Origin of the sequence: Geminocystis sp. NIES-3709 (assembly GCF_001548115.1) — a bacterium.
GTDB lineage: Bacteria > Cyanobacteriota > Cyanobacteriia > Cyanobacteriales > Cyanobacteriaceae > Geminocystis.
Genome location: NZ_AP014821.1, coordinates 1,468,176 through 1,489,404 on the forward strand (window position 1 = coordinate 1,468,176; position 21,229 = coordinate 1,489,404).

Below are 21,229 nucleotides of genomic sequence, written 5' to 3' on the forward strand. Positions count from 1 at the left end.
TATAATCAGGGATTGTGAAAAAATATCAAAACCATTTTATGACTAATATTTATACAGTAGAAATTATTAATGACGGTCAAACTTATACTATACAAGTACCTGAAGATCAAAAAATATTAGATATTGCTGAAGGAGAAAACCTTAATTTACCTAATTCTTGTAATGCTGGAGTTTGTACTACCTGTGCCGCTAAAATCATTAGTGGAAAAGTAGAACAAAGTGAAGGTATGGGGTTATCTCCTGAACTACAAGCAGAAGGTTATGCTTTATTATGTGTATCTTATCCCCGTTCTAATTTAAAATTGGAAACAGGTAAAGAAGATGAAGTTTACGATCGACAATTCGGGAAAGCAAGTTAAGAAAAAATAGATCAACTACCAGAAATTTGTTAATTTTTTCTTGTTCCGTTTAATGATTGCAACAAATGTTATCATTTTTTTAATAAAGAGAATTATAAAAACAGGAGTATAAACATATGGACTGGAGATTATTAGTTGTTTTATTGCCTTTGGGTGTTGCTGGTGGTTGGGCAGTATTCAATATTGGTGCTTTAGCCCTCTCTCAAGCACAAAAATTCTTAAACAAACAAAGCTAAATTAACAGTTGACAGTTGACAGTTGACAGTTAATAGGTAATAACTAACCACTAACTGCTAATTGCTAACTGTCTATTGCCTACCCCAACAGTCCTAGCTTAATATTAAGATAGTGAAAACAATAATTCAACAAGAAACGATCGTAGCGATCGCATCCGCCGTTGTCCCAAATCAGGGTAGTATAGGCATCGTCAGATTAAGTGGTGTAACAGCGTTAGATATTACTCAAAAAATTTTTATCCCCCAAGGTAAACCGTCATGGGAATCCCATCAAATTCTTTACGGTTATATTAAAAATCCCGACACAAGTCAAATTATTGACGAAGTTTTAGTATTATTAATGCTCTCTCCTCGCTCTTTTACGAGAGAAGATGTCATCGAATTTCACTGTCACGGAGGAATTATACCAGTACAGCAAGTACTAGAATTATGCTTAGAAAAAGGTGCAAGACTTGCTAATGCAGGAGAATTTACCCTAAGAGCTTTTTTAAATGGTAGAATTGATTTAACTCAGGCGGAAAGTATTGCCGAAATTGTCGGGGCAAAATCCCCACAAGCCTCTCATATTGCTTTAGCTGGTTTACAAGGAAAATTAGCTCAACCGATTCGACAAATGCGTCATTCTTTGTTAGATATTTTGGCAGAAGTAGAGGCAAGAATTGATTTTGAGGATGATTTACCTCCCCTTGATGAAACAAAAATTAAACAAGATTTAGAAGATAGTCTAGCTCAAATTAAACGGATTTTAGCCACCAAAGATCAAGGAGAATTATTACGCAGTGGTATTAAAGTAGCTATTGTGGGGCGTCCAAATGTCGGCAAATCCAGCCTTTTAAATGCTTGGAGTAAAAGCGATCGAGCCATTGTCACGGACTTACCCGGAACAACCAGAGATGTGGTAGAATCTCAGTTAGTGGTGCAAGGTATCCCCATTCAAGTATTAGATACCGCCGGAATTCGAGAAACAGAAGACACCGTCGAAAAAATTGGTGTAGAACGATCGCTTAAAGCAGTATCACAAGCAGATTTAATTTTATTTACCATCGATGCTAGTACAGGATGGACTCAAGAAGATCACGAAATTTATCAACAAATTCAAGAATTAAACCTAATTCTTGTCATCAATAAAATTGATATAGCCCCTTCAGAAACGATTAAATACCCCTCTAATATCTCTCAAGTAGTTACTACCGCAGTTGCCCTAAACAAAGGCATACAAGCCTTAGAGAATGCCATTATCACAACAATTAAAAAGGGAGAAACCACCGCCCAAGATTTAGACATTGCGATTAACCAAAGACAAGCCGCCGCCCTCACTCGTGCAAAAATAGCTTTAAATCAAGTACAAGAAACTATTGATAATAAACTCCCCCTCGATTTTTGGACAATTGACTTACGCATTGCTATTCAAGCATTAGGGGAAATAACAGGAGATGATGTAACAGAATCAGTCCTCGATCGTATTTTTAGCCGTTTTTGCATCGGAAAATAAGATTTATGCCTATTTGTTAAAAGGGAAGAAAACAATAGGAAACCAACTGCGATGTAATACTTTTTGAGTAAAACTAGGAATTGTCCAATCTAGTAAACCATATTCTCGATCGTCTGTCACCGCAATGGCACTAATATCTTCTATTAAAGCTACGTCAAGGGTTTCAACAATAGGATTACCTGTTTTTACCATAACTTCTATCTCTAAACCAAGGGATTGTAAATCCTCTTTAACTTCATTCAACTTTGTCTCTACTTCTTTTACTCTATTTTGAACAATTATATCAGACCTAGAAACATCATCAATTACTGCTAAAATTATGTATTTATGAGGAATATCAGAACATTTTTCCCTAGCACAACTTTTAATTTGTTCAATCAAATAACGAGCTTTATCTACATCATAGCAAGGAACTAACCAACAACGGTTCAAATGACGACACCGCAAATCAAGTTCTTCGGAAGTATATACAGAGATCAATTGAGGTCGTAAAATCATAATGGGGATTTTAATTTTTTCAATCACACTCATAGTTGTAGAACCAAAAATCCTGTCTTCTGTCAAACTTCTTAAAGAAGTTCCTAAAAGAACAAACTCAGGGCGATATTTGTTAATGACTTTTAAGATGTTATCTGTTGCTAATCCAGAGGTTATTTCTAAATTAACTTTGACTTTATCATCGTGAGACTTTAAGCTAGAAGAAAATTTCTCTTTCATTAACGCAATTTTTTCTTCATCAACCCTAGGCACTTGACCTTCTTCCCATAAAGGCACATTATGTAAAAAAGTAATTTCCTTTAAACCGCTTTCGGCTAAAGAATCCACATAAGATAAAAGTCTTTGCAAGCCGTCTGTATAATCCGTACAAATTAAACAAGTTTCAAACATAATATTTTCTCTTAATATTAACTAAATCCACTTTCAGATTAACATTTTACTAGGACGGTTAGAATAATCATTTGACTGTCCATTATCCACTATTCACTATTGACTAACATGAGTGATGTAATTAGTATTCAAAATTTACAAAAGAGTTATGGTAAAGTAAAAGCTCTCAAAAATATCTCATTTTCGGTTAAAACTGGAGAGATTTTCGGTTTATTAGGGCCAAATGGTGCCGGAAAAACTTCTACTATTCGTTGCTTGACGACTCTTGCTCAACCTGATTCTGGTGATATTCTCATTGATGGTATTTCCGCTATCTCTCAACCGAAAAAAGTTAGACGAAAATTAGGTTATGTAGCACAAGAAGTAGCGATCGATAAAGTATTGACAGGTAAAGAATTGTTACAATTACAAGCCTCCCTTTATCATTTACCTCCCCAACTTGCTCAAAAAAGAATAGAACAATTATTGATAGTTTTAGGATTACAAGAATATAGCGATCGACAAACAGGTACATACTCAGGAGGTATTAGGAAACGACTTGACTTAGCCGCCGGTTTACTTCATCAACCCCAAGTGTTAGTTTTAGATGAGCCTTCTGTCGGTTTGGACATTGAAAGTCGTCGCATTGTCTGGGATTTTTTACGTCAACTCAAACAAGCTGGTACAACAGTATTGATTACCAGTCATTATTTAGAAGAAATAGACGCATTAGCCGATCGATTGGCTATTATCAATCAAGGTGAAGTTATTGCCGAAGGTAGCCCTTCTAATTTAAAAGATCGTTTAGGAGGCGATCGTGTTACTCTAAAAATAAAAGAATTTACATCCCTAGAAGAAGCGCAAACTGCCAAACAGAAATTATCGCAACTCCCCTTTGTTGAAAATATTATTATCAACGAAGTGCAAGGAAACTCTCTTAATCTGATAGTCACCCCAAATAGTAATCCTATTAGTAAAATAGAACAAGCATTGACAGAAATTAATTTGCCTATGTTTAGTATCAGTCAATCTCGCCCTAGTTTAGACGACGTTTATTTAGCCGCCACAGGGAAAACCTTAATGGATGCAGAAATCGAAGCATCGACTCATAGGGATTTGAAAGCTGAGAAAAAACAAGCAATGAAATAAGGATTAGGAATTAAATTTTTAGATCTCTTACAGCACTTTTCCAATGAATAAACCACATTTTTAACGAAACAATTTTATAGACTTCATCTTTCATCTTTTTTAAATCAAATAAATAATTATTATGACTCACACTATATCTAACAATCAATTTAAGGAAGTATTATCTCCTAACTATTCTACAGAAATAGAAATAAAATCTAATGATTTGAGTAATTTTTTACAAGAAACATTAGCAATGAGTAAAAGGTTATTTATTCAATTAAAACGTCGCCCTTCCACTCTTATTGCTGGAGTTATTCAGCCTTTTATGTGGTTAATTTTATTCGGTGCTTTATTCTTTAATGCTCCCAATAATTTATTCGGAAATAACTCCAGTTATGGGCAGTTTTTAGCTCCTGGAATTATCATTTTTACTGCTTTTTCTGGGGCATTAAACGCTGGATTACCTATCATGTTCGATCGAGAATTTGGCTTTTTAAATAGACTATTAGTAGCACCTTTAGCCTCTCGATTTTCCATTGTTGCCGCTTCTACCATCTATATCATAACTCTGAGTTTCATTCAAACCGCAGTTATTGTTATGGCAAGTGCCTTTATTGGTGCAGGTTTACCTAGTGTTTGGGGATTAGTGGCGATCGGTTTAATAGTATTTTTGATCGTACTAGGAGTAACAGGATTAAGTTTAGGATTAGCTTTTGCTCTACCCGGTCATATAGAATTAATAGCAGTGATTTTTGTAATTAACTTACCCCTGTTATTTGCGAGTACAGCCTTAGCACCATTGTCATTTATGGCAGGTTGGTTACAAATCATAGCTAGTTTAAACCCTTTAACCTATGCCATTGAACCTATAAGATATATATATCAAAATTCTGAATGGAGTTTTGTTAGTATAGTAATGAACACACCTTGGGGAGATCTTAATTTTGTTACTGTTTTATCATTATTATTTGCTTTTGATGTGACAATTTTACTCTCCATAAAACCGCTATTAAGTCGTCGTTTTGCTTAGAAAAAACTAGATAAAATTCTTTTATTTTTATTTGTATCGTAGGCAATAACTATCAAAACTCTATAGCATTGATAAATAATTTGTGAGAATTTTAGATACTTTTAATTAAAGTGATTAGGTTTTAGCTGTTAGGTTTTAGCTTTTAGGTTTTAGCTTTTAGGTTTTAGCCTTTTTTCTATTAAGGAATAAGTAATCAATTACTAATATTGACGATAAATTTAACTTCACAATAGCTGATAACTGATTGCTAATAGCTGACTGCTAGATAAACATAAAAATAGGGAAACAAAATCTATTATTTAAAGTCATTATTCTTAGTAATTTAGAGATATAAACCCATGAAAAATATCATTAATCAAAAATTTTTAACTATCACAATTCTTAGTTTAGGATTGGTTACCATCACTCATAACTCAGTGAATGCTCAAAGTATTTATAATGCCCAACAACCTCAACCGTACCAAAGTAATGAAAAAAATCCTCTTTATGGCAACGGAATTAACCCTATGGAGTTAATTCATAACGCCAATTTTTTAAATAGTCGTACTGGAGAAGATTTTGCAGAAGATACTAATCGCAGTTTGGATTCTGCCGCCGAAGATTTTAAACAGCAACAGTTAAAAAGAATGATGGAAATGCAAAAACAACAAGAATCACCATCTCCCGAAGTCATTGACAATTAACAATCAACAATAGAAAATTAAACTATAGACTTTTCTACAAAATTTAATAGTCTGTAAGTAAGGGCTATAGCCCTATTTTTATTAATTTGTGGAGATTGTTAAGACAGAAAATAGTATTATTCACTGTCAACTATCAACTATTCACTTTCAACTGCTGTCAATGAATCTAACTTTACACAACTCCCTCACCAATCAAGAAGAAACCTTTATCCCTCTCAATCCTCCGAAGGTTAATATGTACTGTTGTGGTATTACCGTTTATGACTATTGTCATTTAGGTCATGCTCGTACTTGTATTATTTGGGATGTAGTTAGACGTTATCTACAGTGGCGGGGTTATCAAGTTAAATATATTCAAAATTTTACAGATATTGACGATAAAATTCTGAATCGAGCAAAACAAGAAAATACTACCATGGAGGCAGTTTCTGAGCGTTTTATTGAGGCTTATTTTGAAGATATGCAACGGTTAAACGTTAAAGAAGCAGACTCTTATCCCCGTGCCACTCATACCCTTGATGGTATCAAAAAATTAATTTGGGAATTGGAAGAAAAAGGTTTTGCTTATGAAACTCAGGGGGATGTTTATTATTCTGTTAGTAAGTTTAAAGATTATGGTAAGTTATCAGGACGTAAATTAGAGGATTTACAAACGGGGGCAAGTGGTAGAGTTAATCAAAGTGAAGCGATGAAACAACAACCCTTTGATTTTGCTTTGTGGAAATCAGCTAAACCAAATGAGCCGAGTTTCGACTCTCCTTGGGGAAAAGGGCGCCCAGGATGGCATATTGAATGTTCTGCTATGGTAAGGGAGATGTTAGGGGAAACAATCGATATTCATGTGGGCGGAAATGACTTAATTTTTCCTCATCATGAAAACGAAATTGCCCAATCTGAAGCGGTGACAGAGAAACCTTTAGCTCGTTATTGGTTGCATAATGGCATGGTGAAGGTTGATGGGGAGAAAATGTCCAAATCTCTTGGTAATTTCATCACAATTCGGGATTTATTGGCAAAATATGACCCTATGGCAATTCGTCTTTTCATTCTTCAGGCGAATTATCGTAAACCTCTTGATTTCACAGATGAAGCTCTGGAGGCTGTAACTAATGGTTGGCATACTTTAGTGGAAGGGTTACTTTTTGGCACTAAGTATAGAGATAACTTAAATTGGACAGAAGAAGCCCAGAGTACAATTATTAAATCAGTTCAGGATAACTTTTGTCAAGCTGTCGATCGAGATTTTAATTTTGCGGCGGGGTTAGCTATCCTTTTTGAATTAGCGAAAGAGTTGGGTAAGGAGGGAAATATTTTAACTCATCAGGGTAAAACTACTCGATCGAGTCAAGAATTGAGAGATAAATGGCATACTTTAGTTAGTTTAGCCCAAGTATTAGGATTAGAGGCTCATTTTGAAGGTATAGAGTCTGTTAATTCGTCTATTTTGGAGGAAGAAATTAACACATTGATTGAACAAAGATTAAATGCACGGAAGACAAAAAACTATCAAGAAGGCGATCGAATCCGAGACTTACTAAAAGAAAAAGGTGTTACTCTTATTGATGCTCCCGGCGGAATAACTAAATGGCACTGGAATTAGTGAGGAATTACAAATCAGGAATGAGGAATTAATTAATTTTTTCCAGTAGTAAAGTCTATAAATAAAATGAATATTTTTAATTCTTATAACTGCCGAAAATTAGGTTTTTAAATTCTAAATTCTACATTCTGTTAATATGTTTTTATTCCCACAAAAAATTCTCTAACTATGGCTGACTCAAAAAATCTGGCAAATGCGAATCAAGCTATCGAACATTATATTCAAAGAGTGACGGAATTAAGTCAATTAGGACAAAAAATTCCCACTAATCAAGACTTATTAAAAATTGCCTCAGAATTAGGGATTAGCGATGAAGAAATACAGTCGGCACAACGACAATCTCAAGCCCATTTTATTCGCGCACAAGGTTACTCAAGTCTTCGTCATTGGGATGATGCGATCGAAGAACTACAAGAAGCATTAGCTTTTAATCCTTTTAATTTGCCAATGTTACATTTACTGATAAATTCTTATTTAGGGAGATGGAAAGATAAACATAATTCTCAAGATGAAGAACAAATTAGAATCAGAGTAAAACAATGTTTAGAAATTCAACCAGATGATCAAGAATCTTTGAATTTGTTAGCACAATTAGATAAACTAATTATTAGTTATAAATATCAATTATGGGGATTAGGAGCTTTAGGTTTATTAGTTATTGGTTCATTAACAGGCTTTCTTTTTTTGAATAATATGTCTTTTAATTTATTCTCTGAAAATGATAAAAAAATAGAGAATATCAAAAATGAATTAATTAATGAAATTGGTGAATTAAAAGATGAACAAGTACTGTTATATAATCAGTTATTACAACAAATAAAAGAACAGGGAAGTATAGATAATAATATGCAGTTGGAAATAGAAATTTTAAAAAAAGAAATTAAACAATTAAATGAACAACATCAAGAATTAATCAAAAAAATTACTCAATCCAATAAAGAAAATTTACCTGTTACTCCTACTCCCAATAATCCTCCCCAAACTAATAATAAAACTGAAACTAAGTCACCATAAAATGATGAAACAAGGACTAGCTTTACATACAACTTCTGGAGAATTAGGTATTGCTATTATTAATAATCAAGGTTTATCTCGTTTTCAATCATGGGATTTAGGCAGGGATTTAGCCAATAATTTACAAGAAAAATTAAGAGATTTTTTACCCCCCATTTTATGGCAAGATTTAGAATTTATTGCCGTAGCAAAAGGCCCAGGTAGTTTTACAAGTACTAGAATAGGAATAGTAACAGCAAAAACCTTAGCTCAACAATTAAATATACCTGTTTTTGGAATTTCTACTTTAGAATCTTTAGCTTGGTATCATAGTAAACAAAACTTAAATAGTTTCTTTATCGCTGTGGAAATGAAAGCTAACTCTGAAGAAGTTTTTGGGGCAATTTATCAATTTTTTGATAAAAAAACAGACTTACTAAATATAATAGTCGATCGAGTTTTTAAAGTGAAAGAATGGGAAATAATATTAAAAGAATATCAAGATAAATATAATGATAAATTTAACCACATTACCACTCCCGATAAATTAGCATTTACAACAGAAAGTTTATTAGAAATTACGAGTATTAAAATCAATAATAATGAAGATTATAGTATTAATAACTGGCAAAATTTAACTCCATTTTATAATTAGAAATCAATTCAATTTTTAGGGATTTTTCATTAAAGAAGATTGCCAAATTTTCCACCCTCCTAAACATAAAGTAATATTACCAATAACAGTAGTTAAGGCTTGAATTGTTACTAACCATTCCCATGACTCTGCATTATCGAATAAATGCCATGTACAAGCACACATCGCACTAATTAAAGCAGGTAACATTCCATAGGCTAACCAATACCAACTACTATCTTTGGTTACTTCTCCATAACGCCATACAAACCATATCGCCCCAATCCATTCGATTACGCTCGAAACATGAACAATCCATGTAGGAATTGATAAACTGTGCATTATTTTTACTTTTAGAAACTATCGATAATAATTGTAACTCAATGTAAAAATTAAAGCCAAAAAATTAGAATAATTAATAATTAAAATAACCTTTATTTTTCTGTAATTCCGTGACTTTTTCCCAATACCCAATGACGACGGAAAAATCGGTATAATGATGATTCTTCTAATGATAAATAAATTGGTCTTCCATGAGGACAAGTATGAGGATTTTTTGTTATTTTCCATTCATTTACGATGGTTTGCATTTCTGAAATAGTTAGTTTTTTCCCATTACGAATTGCAGTACGACAGGCGATCGATACTTGAGCAGAATCTATATCACCTCCCCAACTTAATTCTATTAAAGCATCTAAACAATCGTCTCGATTTAATAAGGCTTGAGGGATGCTTCTAATTGCCCATAAATCTTCTCCAAAAGACTCTATTTCTAAACTTAAATTAGCTAAATTTTCTACTTGTTTCTTTCGTAAATTATTTAAAATAATAGGGTTGTCTATGGATACTATTTTCCACTGATTTTTAAGTTGTTCATATAATATTCTTTCATGGGCAATATGTTGTTCAATTAGCCAAATTCCGTGGGAATATTCTGCAATAATATAAGTATTTCTTGCTTGGGAGATAACTTGTAATTCTATTAACCCCAAACCATTTTTATTTTCGGCTATTGTTTGTGATGAATTGTCAACATTATAAATAGTTCTATTTTCAGCAACTTTAAATATATTTTCTAGTTTTTTATTCTCAAATCTTGCCGAAATATTATTATCTGTTAATTTAAAAATTTGTTCAATATTTTGCTTAATATTTTCTTGCCAAAACTCAATATTATCTAAGTAAATTTCTGCTTTTGCCGGATGACGATTCCAGTCAATTTGTTGGGGTGATGTTTGTAAATGCAAAAAAATAATGGGGTAACGATCGCGTTCTAAGGTACGATGAAAACTAGAGTAAATAGCTGACTCTAATTCTGGACACTTAACTACTCTTCCATTAACACCAATTCTTACCCAATCGTTGCGAGGGCGAGAAATTCGATCGGGTAATCCTATAATTAAATTTAGGATAGAAATATTATTTTCATTAGGAGTATTAATCTTAATTTCTCTTTCTTCTAAATCAGAATATTTGACAGTTTTTAACAATTGAGGAAAAATTTTTTTGAGATAATTATTACCACTAATTGCTAAAATAACTCGATCGTCCACTAATAATTGCCAAGTAACTTGAGGATGACATAAAGCCAAATCTGAAATTAAAATTTGGATAGATTTAAGTTGTTTTTTGAAACAAGGATTTAATTGTCTTCTAAGAGGAATATTAGCAAATAAATTACTAACATGAATAATTGTACCCACCGCGATCGCTTTTGGATAACATTTAATTATCTCAGTTTGATGGGTTATAATTTCCCAACCGCAACTATCTTTGACTCGACTGGTAATATTTAAGTCTGCTAGTTGTGCGATACTATGTAAAGCCTCTCCCCGAAAACCGAGAGTTTGAATTTTTGTTAAGTCATCGGTAGAGTTAATTTTGCTAGTGGTATGGGGTTGAATTGCCATTAATAAATCTTCTTCTTCCATACCTTCTCCATTATCAGCAACCTGCAAACTCCAAGAGTCGGGATAAAGGGAAATAACAATGCGACTCGCTTTTGCATCCAAACTATTTTCAACTAATTCTCTTACCACCGCCGTTAAAGAGTCGATTACTTCCCCTGCCGCAATCAATTTAATAACATTATCAGGTAGTTTTTTAATACTCATGATTTTTTTACAATGTTAATTGTTAATTGTACATTGTTCATTAATTATGCACCTACAGCTTCTTTAGCGGCGTACATTACTTCAAGAGTGATTTCATTAAAGCCTCTTTCACGGGCAAATTTTTCGGTGTTACGTTTAACTTTTCCTCGCACAAATCCGGGTACTTTATTTAATTCTCCTTGTGCTTCTCGATTCCAATTTAAGTCAGAATCTGCGGAGATACCTTTAGTTATAACCTCTTTCGTGTCATGACCACCGAAGATTTCTAATAGGTGATCTTCCATGCCCAATGTAAAAGAATTATAGACTAAATCGGTCAGCTGATTAGTACCTTCGTAACCTAAGAAGGGTTTATAACCAATAGGGAAGTTTTGAATATGAATAGGTGCAGCGATAACTCCACAGGGGATACTTAGCCTTTTGCCTACATGACGTTCCATTTGTGTTCCAAATATAGCCGAAGGTTCGAGTTTTGCGATCGCATCTGCAATTTCTCCATTATCTTCACTAATTAAAACATTATCACAATATTCGCTCACTTCTTGACGAAACCAATCCGCATCATATTTACAATAAGTACCAGCTAAGACGACATGAATACCCATTTCCCGTGCTAAAATTTTGGTCATAGCAACAGCGTGAGTATTATCACCGAAAACAACGGCTTTTTTACCTGTTAAATTTTGACAATCGATCGATCTTGAAAACCATGCCGCTTCTGATACATACAAAGTTTGATATTCGATAAAGTCTTCATAGTTAACATTAGCACCTTGAGCGTTAATTACTTCTTGAATTTTACGAATACAACGGGCAGTTTCTACCACTCCCATCGGAGTTATATCTACATAGGGCATATCAAATTCCTTCTGCAAATAATTCGCCGCCATCAAACCTAATTCTCTGTAGGGTACAAGGTTAAACCATGCTTGGGGTATTTTTTTCAAGTCAAGAACAGAAGCACCATCAGGGATGATAAGATTAATCTCGATGTCTAAATCTGCCATTAATTTTTTCAACTCTCGACAGTCGTGGTTATTATGAAAACCTAAAGTAGAGATGCCAATAATATTAACAGAGGGTTTTGTTGTTTTTTCTGTAACAAGATCACCTTTTTTCCGTGCTTTGTTGATATAGTATTGAATAATCTGTTCTAAAGTACGATCGGCGGCTTGTAATTCATTCACTCGATAATGGTTAACATCGGCTAATAATACATCTCCTTTTGAGTCAATTTGTGCTCGTGCCACAAAATTCTCTAAGTCTTCCTGTAGAATACTAGATGTACAAGTAGGAGTAAGTACAATTAAATCGGGACTTTCTTCTTTATCTTTGCGGACAATATTATCAACAACCTTTTCCTGAGAACCTCTTGCTAATACGTTTCGATCGACTACACTAGCAGTAACCGGGGTAAAATCTCTTTCCCGTTCTAACATCGATCGCATTACGTTAAAATAATCATCACCGAGGGGTGCGTGCATAATTGCATGAACATTTTTGAAAGAACTAGCAATTCTGAGAGTGCCAATATGTGCAGGTCCAGCATACATCCAGTAAGCTAATTTCATAGAATCATATCTCCGTAAGTGAGCAAATCAAAATCTTATTTTTCTATAGTGCTATTTTCTTTCACCTTAAGGGATTTTCATTTACAAATATTCACGAATTGAGGAATTAGTTTTTCAAAAAAATACTAAAAAATAAAAATTTAAGTTAAGTTTTGATTATATATTTTCTCATTATTTTGTTTTTTAATTAAAGGTGATTCTATTAACATTAATAAATCATAATAATTATCATCTGGTTGGGGAATTTGAGTAATAATACTGGATTTACACTCACAATCGTAAATATTTTTCACCTCTTGATTAATTCTATTCATAATCTGTTGATTAATCCACAATGCACCATCATTACTCGTATTTGGTAAAATAATAATTAATTGACTACCTTGATAACAAGCGGCTAAATCTGTAGGCCGTTTAATTTGTTCTTGAATAATTATTGCAATTTCTTTTTTAAGATTTTTGATTAATTCTCCAGAATAGTTAATATCAATTAAAATTAAAGAAAGAGGTTGTTTTTCTCTTGCTAACCTTCGCCACTCATAATCTAAACAATCGATAAAACTGTTATATTTAGCTAATCCAGTTACTTCATCTAAAATTTGACAATTTGTTAATTCTTCTTGTAAAGAAAGTAATTTTTTATAGATAATATTTTTTTCTATCCCAATAATTAATTGATCTACAATATTTTGAATATTCTTTATTTCTTCTGATTTCCATTTTCTCAAATAGTTATAATCATAAATAAACAAAATTCCCCAAATATTAATTTTTGTTAGACTTTTAATTTCTGGAGTTTTAATGACTAATGGAAATGCCAATTCGGCTCTCTTTAAAGGACTCGTATCATCATTAAAAGTTAATTTATCTTGATGAGTATAATAAGCATTTTTGATTTCATTTAGATAAAATACTACAGGTTGATAAATTTGATAACGCTCTTGATCATTTTTAGACAAAGCACTATAAATATTACCTTGAAAATCAATAATATTTTCTTGTTCTCCTTCAAAATTCAGTTGAGCAATAAAAACTTGTTCACAGTTTAAATATTCTTTAATATGAGTTAAAATCTTTGGAAAAAATACTTCATAATTAATAGATAAAAAAAAAGAATCGACAATATTCATAAAAAACAATTTTACTCAAAACTAGCTTATTGTTACTATATTGATTACTATAGCAATAGTTGTTCAAAACTTCTAACGATCGATTATCCTAATGTCAAACATAAAATTAAGATTATTCTGAAAACGAGCAAAAAAGTTAGGGATAAATGGGTAAAAATTCTAAATTCCTTCGAGAATTAAAAAGATTAGAACACAAAAACTATCAATCATCATCTCATGATTTGAGTTTATCATCGATCGATTCGGGTAAAATGTCAAAAACCCTAGAAAATTTTATGTCTCCTTACTTACACTTGACAACAGATTTGAGTAGTAAGAAAAAACTATTTACTATCGGAGTTGTTGCTTGGAATGCCTCTCTATATTCAGAGGAAGAAAGAGAAGATATAACAAATATATTGTTTTCAAAGGAAGTAATTGGCGATGATTCCACTATACAAGAAGAATTAAAAGAAATTGTACAAGAATTAATCGATCGAAAGTTAACTTATTTTAAAGATGATCAAAGACTAATCATTGATTTCGATTTACAAAAACTAGGCAACTCTCACCAATTATCAGTAACTTCTCAACCAATTTAGACAATTTAACACCGAATCCTTTTCTACTTTTGATTCAACAATTATCTCTTGGTTTTTCGTGCAATAAGTTTCAAAATCTGTTACAATGGATAGGCTACTCATAAAATAATCGTTGTAGGAAAGTTACATCATCGTTGAATATGGGCAATAAGCCAACCATCGCCGTTTCTCACTTAGGATGCGAAAAAAATCGGATTGATTCTGAACATATGCTCGGATTACTAGCACGATCGGGCTACCCAATAGATAATACCGAAGAATTAGCCGATTATGTTATTGTTAATACCTGTAGTTTTATAGAATCTGCTCGTCAAGAATCCGTTAGAACTTTAGTAGAATTAGCAGAAAACCAGAAAAAAATTATTATCTCTGGTTGCATGGCACAGCATTTTCAAGAAGAATTATTAGCAGAATTACCTGAAGCTGTGGCTTTAGTTGGTACGGGTGACTACCAAAATATTGTCGAAATTATTGAACGAGTAGAAACAGGGGAAAGGGTAAAAGCGGTTTCGGCGGAACCAACTTTTATCGCAGATGAGAATATCCCCCGTTATCGCACGACTTCCGAAGGAGTGGCTTATCTTAGGGTTGCAGAGGGTTGTGATTATCGTTGTGCATTCTGCATTATTCCTCACTTACGAGGAAATCAACGATCGCGCACCATTGAATCTATTGTCAAAGAAGCACAACAATTAGCCGATGAAGGAGTAAAAGAATTAATCTTAATCTCTCAAATCACCACTAATTACGGCGTTGACTTATACGGTGAACCGAAATTAGCGGAATTATTACGAGCTTTGGGCAAAGTAGATATTCCTTGGATTAGAATCCATTATGCTTACCCTACGGGGTTGACGGATAAAGTTATCAAAGCGATGGCTGAGACTCCCAATGTATTGCCCTATTTAGACTTACCCCTACAACATTCTCATCCTGATATTTTAAAAGCCATGAATCGCCCTTGGCAAGGCAAGGTTAACGATGGAATTATCGATCGTATTAAACTAGCTTTACCGAATGCTATCATGCGAACCACTTTTATTGTGGGATTTCCGGGAGAAACGCAACAAAACTTCGATCATTTGTTACAATTTGTTAAAAGGCATCAATTTGATCATGTGGGTGTGTTTACATTTTCTCCCGAAGAAGGAACAAAGGCTTATGAATTAGGCGATCAAGTTCCCGAAGAGATAAAACAAGCTCGTCGAAATCAGTTAATGGAAGTACAACAACCCATCGCCGCGAAAAAAAATGAAGCGGAAGTTGGTAAACTTGTTCCCGTATTAATTGAGCAAGAAAATCCCATGACAGGAGAATTGATTGGTCGTTCACCTCGTTTTGCCCCGGAAGTAGATGGTTTAGTCTATGTTCAAGGTGTAGCAGATCTAGGTTCAATAACATCAGTCAGGATTACTTCCGCCGATGTCTATGATCTCTATGGTGAAATTGAGATAAATTAGTAAACCTTGTAAGTAATTTATTTATTAAAATAGTGCCGTGTTTCGGTAAATTTCTTTAATAAATTATCGCATCTAAATCTTTTCCTCTTTGGTAAAGAGAAACTGTCAGACGAAACAAAATTACTTGAAAAAAACTTAACCCGTTTACTCATTTGTATCTCAAAGGAAGAGTATCCTTAGAAGTATGAACAAAAAAGTAAGGACTAATGCCATAATTCATCAATTATGAAATTTTTTAGTCAGGTGTATATCATTAATATCAAACCCTTACCATTACCAGTTTTGCTTCTCGTGATTGTTTTCCCCTTCATCTGTCGAGACATTTTAAGTTAAACAATTCATATTTAATCATACAGATGACAACTTCTTTCGCAAGTTTAGGACTTTCAGAATCTCTCGTTGCTCAAGTAGAAAATCTTGGTTTTTCTACTCCCACAAAGATTCAAACTTTAGCTATCCCTGAATTAATTTTAGGTCGTGATGTTGTGGGACAATCACAAACTGGTACTGGTAAAACTGCTGCCTATTCTCTACCAATCCTCGATCGCATTGATCGTAATGCTAAAGAGGTTCAAGCCTTAATTTTAGCCCCTACTAGAGAATTAGCTCAACAGGTAGCAGAAGCACTTAAAGATTTGATTGGTAAAGAACGTATTTATGTTTTAACCGTTTACGGTGGGCAATCTATGGAGCGTCAAATTCGCTTTTTAGAAAAAGGTGCTCATATTGTAGTCGGTACTCCCGGACGTATTATTGATTTATTACATCGCAAACATTTAAAGTTAGATTCTTTAAAATATGTGGTACTTGATGAAGCTGACGAAATGTTAAGCATGGGCTTCATTGATGATGTTAAGCAAATTTTAGCAACTACCCCCGAAGGTCGTCAAACCACTTGTTTTTCAGCTACTATGCCTCGAGAGATTAAGCAATTAGTCAACGAGTTCATGAGAGATCCTGTAAGCATTACAGGAGAAAAACCCCAAGATACTCCTTCCCGTATAGATCAGGTCGTTTATATGGTGCCTCGTGGTTGGTCAAAAGTAAAGGCGATTCAACCTATTTTAGAAATAGAAGATCCCCAAACAGCAATTATTTTTGTACGCACAAAACGTACTGCTTCTGAGGTAACAGCAAAGTTACAAGAAGCTGGTCAAAGTGTTGACGAATATCATGGTGACTTAAGCCAACAACAACGGGAACGTTTAATTCAGCGTTGGCGTGAAGGTAAAGTTAAAGTGGTAGTGGCTACGGATATTGCGGCACGAGGTTTGGATGTTTCTGATTTAACCCACGTTTTCAATTACGATTTACCTGATAATAGTGAGACTTATATTCACCGTATCGGGCGTACAGGAAGAGCTGGAAAAGAGGGTAAAGCTATTGCTTTAGTTGAACCGAGCGATCGCCGTTTATTACGTCAAATAGAGCGTCGTGTGAATCAAACCATCCGAATTGAGCAAATCCCCAATCGTTCAACAGTTGAAGCCAAACGGATGCAAAAACTCACGGAACAAATTAAGGAATCTCTTGCTGGTGAAAGGTTAGCTTCTTTCTTACCTTTAATTAAAGAGTTACATGGTGAGTATGAGCCTAGTGCGATCGCTGCAGCAACTTTACAAATTTTATATGATGCCAATTGCCCTGCATGGTTACAACAAGATTGGGAAGTACCTACCGAATCATCTTTGAAACCTAATATTGGTGGTAAAGGTAAGCCTTCTTCTGCTGGACGTAAATATGGTAGTCGTGGCAGTGGTAGTTATGAACGTAAACAAAGCTACAGTGCTACTGGTGGTGGAAAACCCAAACGTAACTTCGATCGACCTGTAAAAGTGAGATAATTAATAAAAAATTAGAGGAATTAGGAATTAATAAATTTTCTCCTAGTCTCCTCCTTTCCCATTACTTATCTTTTATTATCAAAGTCAATTTTATGGAAAGTTGAGAGTTTAAGTAAAAATATCACTCACTTGAGACTCATTTTCTTTTATCCATTCAAATATATCTGTCAGAGTATTTTTTGCATCTTTTTTCGGTTTCCAGTTAGTGCTTTTCTTTACTTTTCGACTATCCGTAATAAAAATTGGTATATCTCCTTGACGATTTTCAGTAACGGGAGTAATAGAGATTTTATTACCGGTGATTTCTTCACAAATTTGAGTAGTTTCTAACAGGGATAAACTTTTTTCTACTCCACCACCAACATTAAAAGTTTCTCCGTTAAATTCATCTAGGCGGTTAATTTGTATATCGATTAACTCTAATAAATCCGCTATATGAAGAAAATCTCGAACTTGTTTACCAGTACCGCCATAGCCAATATATTTTAAGGGTTTTTTGAAGTAGTGAAACGCCATCCATAAAGCAAAAACTCCTTGATCTACTTTACCCATCTGCCAAGGACCTGTCAAGACTCCACAACGGTTAATTAAAGTTCTAATACCATAACTATCAGCGTATTCAGTGATTAATAACTCTGACGCTAACTTCGTTGTACCATAGATCGATCGAGGTTTATCTAAAGAAAAATTCTCCGCAATACCATAACCAGAAGCCCCAATAATTTCCTGAGTTGCATTAAGCTGAAAACGAGTATCTGTTTCCGTGTAAGCCAAATTGCTGAGATAACGAATAGGATAAACCCGACTGGTGGAGAGAAAGATAAAATCCGCCTTCGTCTGCCTTGCCAACTCCAAACAATTAATTGTGCCAACTAAATTCGTTTCTAACACATACTTAGGAGAATTATATCCTGCTAATACGGAAGGTTCAGCCGAACATTCTAAAATCAAATCAGGTTGTAATAAATTTGCGTCCAAATCCTCACTATTACGCACATCCCCGTGAATAAAGCGAATATTAGCCTCTGCTAGTCTGGGTAAATTAAGCTCAGAGCCACGTCTCTTGAGGTTATCAATGGCAGTAATTTGCCAATTTGGATGTTTTTGAATTAATCCTAAGCCTAGAGTACTTCCCACAAACCCTGCACCACCTGTAATTAATATTTGCTTTGTCATTTTTTTAGTTATTTAAGATTAAAAATTCAGACTAAATTATTTATTAAATTCTCTGAAACAGGGTTTTAATATGGTATGACAAATGTTTATTAAACTTAGTCTATTATTAAAATTTAAAGATATTTAAGAAAGAATAATATCTTTTAGAAAACGATAAATAAAGTTAGGTATTAAACCTCGTAATAAATCCTTTGCTGTCATTCCATAGTAAGTGATTCTCATAAAAATAAGTGTATATATAAGCAATATAGAATAAATCCTAAAATGCTTCTGTATAGAAAAATTTGTTTGAAAATAAGACATTAGTTTTGAGTAAATATTATAAATAGGTGAGAATAAATTTAATATCCATTTATTATTTTGATAACTATACATTTCTAATTTAATTAAGCTAGGTGTAAGAAGACAAAGAGCATAACTTATTACTGTAATAAAAAACCATCTTCCCCAATCATAGGCAATGATATAAAGTATAAAAGAACATAAAAAAGGAATAAAAATATATTTAAAACTAAAATTGATTGATATATTTTTACTTAATAAATTTTGATTATCTTTTATCTCTATTTTTTGATTAATATTTTCTACAGACTTATTAATAATATTTTCTGAAGTTCTCATTAAAATAATTCCATTTAAGAGAAAAGTAAATATCCAACTTAGACACCTAGTACCGTTATTTTCTAAAACATTAACTCTAATAATGTCTTTGATAATATATATTGTTGATACATTATAAAAAGATAAAACTAATGGTAGCTTATTTATACAATCAGAAGCTAAATTATATTCTTCCCACGATCGACAAATATCTAAAGCAACTTGCTCATTACCTTTAAAAATTAAACCTAAACAGGAAACAAAAATAGTTGGTAAATAAATTAAAAAAGTTTTGATTAATACTATTTTTTTAGAATAATTAAAACCAATTAAAGTAGCTGTAATTATCATATTTAAAGGAACTCCTAAAAATATAATTGCTTCATGACTTAAAGCCGTAGGAATAGATAATAAATTATAACAAAAGAAAATATCATAACAATATTTATTAATAATTAGTTTCCTTGACTCTTGACTATTTTCATCGATCGAGCTAAAGTGTAGATTTTTAACAACTTTAGAAATAAAAAATAAGTTAATTGATATTCCTAAAAAGAAAAAAAATTCTTTTCTACCTAATACTTCTCCTATTATTGTTAAATCATTAAGTGGAAACATTATTAAAGAAGGTAAAAACAAAAAAACCACTAAATTTTCTCCGTTAAGTACCTTAAATGATTGTTTAACTTTTACAATATAAATAATGGAAAATAGTAAGAAAATAAAATAATTAAAAATAACAACAACTGTGTACATATCTAAGTGATATGATTCATTCAAATAAAAGAGAATCGTACCAGTTAAACCTCGTCTGACAAATCCACCACTATAATTGATAAGCCATTCTGAAAAAACATATTGTGAGAAAATTTTATCAACAATAAAGTATTTAATTATTAATGTGGAGTAAATAAATAAAAACAAATAGAAAACTATGTTTTTAAGTTTATTATTTGAATAATTAGTTAAATATTTTTCTAAAAAATATTGTTTATTAGACATAAATTATAAATTAATTTATATTTTTTAAATGTAGTTAATTAGCTAGTTTAATTACTTTAATAAACATTTGACTACCTAAAATTGACCAGAATAAAGGAATTTTTAAGTAGATTGATAATAGTAAAGGGGAGCTTGGATTTCCTTTAGTAGAGTAGGGTAAAAATCGAGGAATTAACACATCTAATTTAAAGCCAATTGTTTCCAATATTTCTTGTAAGGATATGTGAGTTATCGGTAATTGATGATCAATAAAATCATAATATTCTTTATAACAATACTTAAAATTGGGCTGAATAATTAATAATGAACCTTCGGGATTGAGAATCTTATAACAAAAGACTAATACTTCTATTAATTCTTCTTTACTAGCTAAATGTTCAAAAAAATTAGAGACAAAAATAGTATCAAATTTATGGTTAAATTTTTCGGGATCATTTAAGTCTAAAATATTCATATTTAACACCGTGACATTGTCATCAGCAAATAATTTGGCATCAGGATTTAGATCGATTAAAAACTTTTCTTGTGCTTTGATATTATTAATAAACTCTCCGTACCCTCCTCCAATGTCTAAAATAATACCATTAGGATTAACATATTTTTGTAAAAAGTCTTTAATCAGGGTTTTCCATAGCAGTAGTTTAGCTTTTCTTTGTTGATGATCGAAACGATTATTATAAAGTTTTTCGAGATATTTTTCTTGAGTTGTTAAGCTATTATTCATAG

Annotated in this window: 20 protein-coding genes; 12 read left to right on the forward strand and 8 right to left on the reverse strand. The window is 32.6% G+C overall.

All coding sequences use genetic code 11. The features are described from left to right. Positions 1-38 precede the first annotated feature (38 nt). The 3 genes from GM3709_RS06220 (at position 39) to mnmE (ending at position 2,087) form a co-directional block, all read left to right on the forward strand. On the forward strand, positions 39-359 hold the full coding sequence (locus GM3709_RS06220; RefSeq protein WP_066117352.1) for a 2Fe-2S iron-sulfur cluster-binding protein: 321 nt from the start codon (positions 39-41) through the stop codon (positions 357-359). Between the two features lie 116 nt (positions 360-475). Next, the gene (locus tag GM3709_RS06225; RefSeq protein ID WP_066117355.1) at positions 476-595 is read left to right on the forward strand and encodes a photosystem II protein Y; all 120 of its coding nucleotides are present in this window, start codon (positions 476-478) and stop codon (positions 593-595) included. 109 nt (positions 596-704) lie between these two features. Continuing rightward, positions 705-2,087, forward strand: coding sequence for a tRNA uridine-5-carboxymethylaminomethyl(34) synthesis GTPase MnmE (gene mnmE, locus GM3709_RS06230; RefSeq protein WP_197671886.1), 1,383 nt, complete (start codon positions 705-707; stop codon positions 2,085-2,087). A gap of 9 nt (positions 2,088-2,096) precedes the next feature. Here the strand turns inward: mnmE and GM3709_RS06235 are convergent, their stop codons facing one another. Beyond that, the gene (locus GM3709_RS06235; RefSeq protein WP_066117362.1) at positions 2,097-2,975 is read right to left on the reverse strand and encodes a universal stress protein; all 879 of its coding nucleotides are present in this window, start codon (positions 2,973-2,975) and stop codon (positions 2,097-2,099) included. Positions 2,976-3,083: 108 nt separating this feature from the next. On the opposite strand from GM3709_RS06235, the gene GM3709_RS06240 reads away from it, so the two are divergent. From GM3709_RS06240 to tsaB, 6 genes are all read left to right on the forward strand, one after another. Then, positions 3,084-4,103, forward strand: a complete 1,020-nt coding sequence (locus GM3709_RS06240) for an ATP-binding cassette domain-containing protein (protein ID WP_066117364.1) — start codon at positions 3,084-3,086, stop codon at positions 4,101-4,103. 121 nt (positions 4,104-4,224) lie between these two features. Beyond that, a complete protein-coding gene (locus GM3709_RS06245) occupies positions 4,225-5,115 on the forward strand; it encodes an ABC transporter permease (RefSeq protein WP_066117367.1) in 891 nt (296 codons plus the stop codon). Positions 5,116-5,453: 338 nt separating this feature from the next. Continuing rightward, a complete protein-coding gene (locus tag GM3709_RS06250) occupies positions 5,454-5,798 on the forward strand; it encodes a hypothetical protein (protein WP_066117370.1) in 345 nt (114 codons plus the stop codon). 160 nt (positions 5,799-5,958) lie between these two features. After that, entirely contained in the window at positions 5,959-7,398 is a 1,440-nt protein-coding gene (gene cysS / locus GM3709_RS06255; protein WP_066117373.1) for a cysteine--tRNA ligase, read from the forward strand. Between the two features lie 168 nt (positions 7,399-7,566). Further along, a complete protein-coding gene (locus GM3709_RS06260; RefSeq protein WP_071828022.1) occupies positions 7,567-8,412 on the forward strand; it encodes a hypothetical protein in 846 nt (281 codons plus the stop codon). Between the two features lies 1 nt (position 8,413). Beyond that, positions 8,414-9,046: a tRNA (adenosine(37)-N6)-threonylcarbamoyltransferase complex dimerization subunit type 1 TsaB gene (gene tsaB / locus GM3709_RS06265; protein ID WP_231937624.1), complete on the forward strand. Its 633-nt coding sequence runs from the start codon at positions 8,414-8,416 to the stop codon at positions 9,044-9,046. Between the two features lie 15 nt (positions 9,047-9,061). Here tsaB and GM3709_RS06270 read toward each other — a convergent pair whose 3' ends face one another. From GM3709_RS06270 to GM3709_RS06285, 4 genes are all read right to left on the reverse strand, one after another. After that, entirely contained in the window at positions 9,062-9,367 is a 306-nt protein-coding gene (locus tag GM3709_RS06270; RefSeq protein ID WP_066117375.1) for a DUF2499 domain-containing protein, read from the reverse strand. Between the two features lie 92 nt (positions 9,368-9,459). Continuing rightward, positions 9,460-11,139: a DNA mismatch repair endonuclease MutL gene (mutL, locus tag GM3709_RS06275; RefSeq protein WP_066117379.1), complete on the reverse strand. Its 1,680-nt coding sequence runs from the start codon at positions 11,137-11,139 to the stop codon at positions 9,460-9,462. Between the two features lie 44 nt (positions 11,140-11,183). Beyond that, the gene (gene bchB, locus GM3709_RS06280; RefSeq protein WP_066117381.1) at positions 11,184-12,710 is read right to left on the reverse strand and encodes a ferredoxin:protochlorophyllide reductase (ATP-dependent) subunit B; all 1,527 of its coding nucleotides are present in this window, start codon (positions 12,708-12,710) and stop codon (positions 11,184-11,186) included. A 140-nt stretch (positions 12,711-12,850) separates the two neighbouring features. Then, the gene (locus tag GM3709_RS06285) at positions 12,851-13,840 is read right to left on the reverse strand and encodes a GAF domain-containing protein (RefSeq protein WP_066117384.1); all 990 of its coding nucleotides are present in this window, start codon (positions 13,838-13,840) and stop codon (positions 12,851-12,853) included. Between the two features lie 146 nt (positions 13,841-13,986). Here GM3709_RS06285 and GM3709_RS06290 point away from each other — a divergent pair, with 146 nt between their 5' ends. The 3 genes from GM3709_RS06290 (at position 13,987) to GM3709_RS06300 (ending at position 17,725) form a co-directional block, all read left to right on the forward strand. Continuing rightward, positions 13,987-14,421: a hypothetical protein gene (locus GM3709_RS06290; protein ID WP_066117386.1), complete on the forward strand. Its 435-nt coding sequence runs from the start codon at positions 13,987-13,989 to the stop codon at positions 14,419-14,421. A gap of 140 nt (positions 14,422-14,561) precedes the next feature. Beyond that, complete coding sequence (gene rimO / locus GM3709_RS06295; RefSeq protein WP_066117388.1) at positions 14,562-15,881, forward strand: 30S ribosomal protein S12 methylthiotransferase RimO; 1,320 nt, start codon at positions 14,562-14,564, stop codon at positions 15,879-15,881. A 356-nt stretch (positions 15,882-16,237) separates the two neighbouring features. Beyond that, positions 16,238-17,725 carry a DEAD/DEAH box helicase gene (locus tag GM3709_RS06300; RefSeq protein WP_066117391.1) on the forward strand — a complete coding sequence of 496 codons (1,488 nt, stop codon included), beginning with the start codon at positions 16,238-16,240 and terminating at the stop codon, positions 17,723-17,725. 108 nt (positions 17,726-17,833) lie between these two features. Here GM3709_RS06300 and GM3709_RS06305 read toward each other — a convergent pair whose 3' ends face one another. From GM3709_RS06305 to GM3709_RS06315, 3 genes are all read right to left on the reverse strand, one after another. Continuing rightward, positions 17,834-18,901, reverse strand: coding sequence for an NAD-dependent epimerase/dehydratase family protein (locus GM3709_RS06305; protein ID WP_066117393.1), 1,068 nt, complete (start codon positions 18,899-18,901; stop codon positions 17,834-17,836). A gap of 123 nt (positions 18,902-19,024) precedes the next feature. Then, positions 19,025-20,119, reverse strand: coding sequence for a hypothetical protein (locus GM3709_RS06310; RefSeq protein WP_231937625.1), 1,095 nt, complete (start codon positions 20,117-20,119; stop codon positions 19,025-19,027). Positions 20,120-20,537: 418 nt separating this feature from the next. Further along, a complete protein-coding gene (locus GM3709_RS06315; protein ID WP_066117399.1) occupies positions 20,538-21,227 on the reverse strand; it encodes a bifunctional 2-polyprenyl-6-hydroxyphenol methylase/3-demethylubiquinol 3-O-methyltransferase UbiG in 690 nt (229 codons plus the stop codon). Positions 21,228-21,229 lie beyond the last annotated feature (2 nt).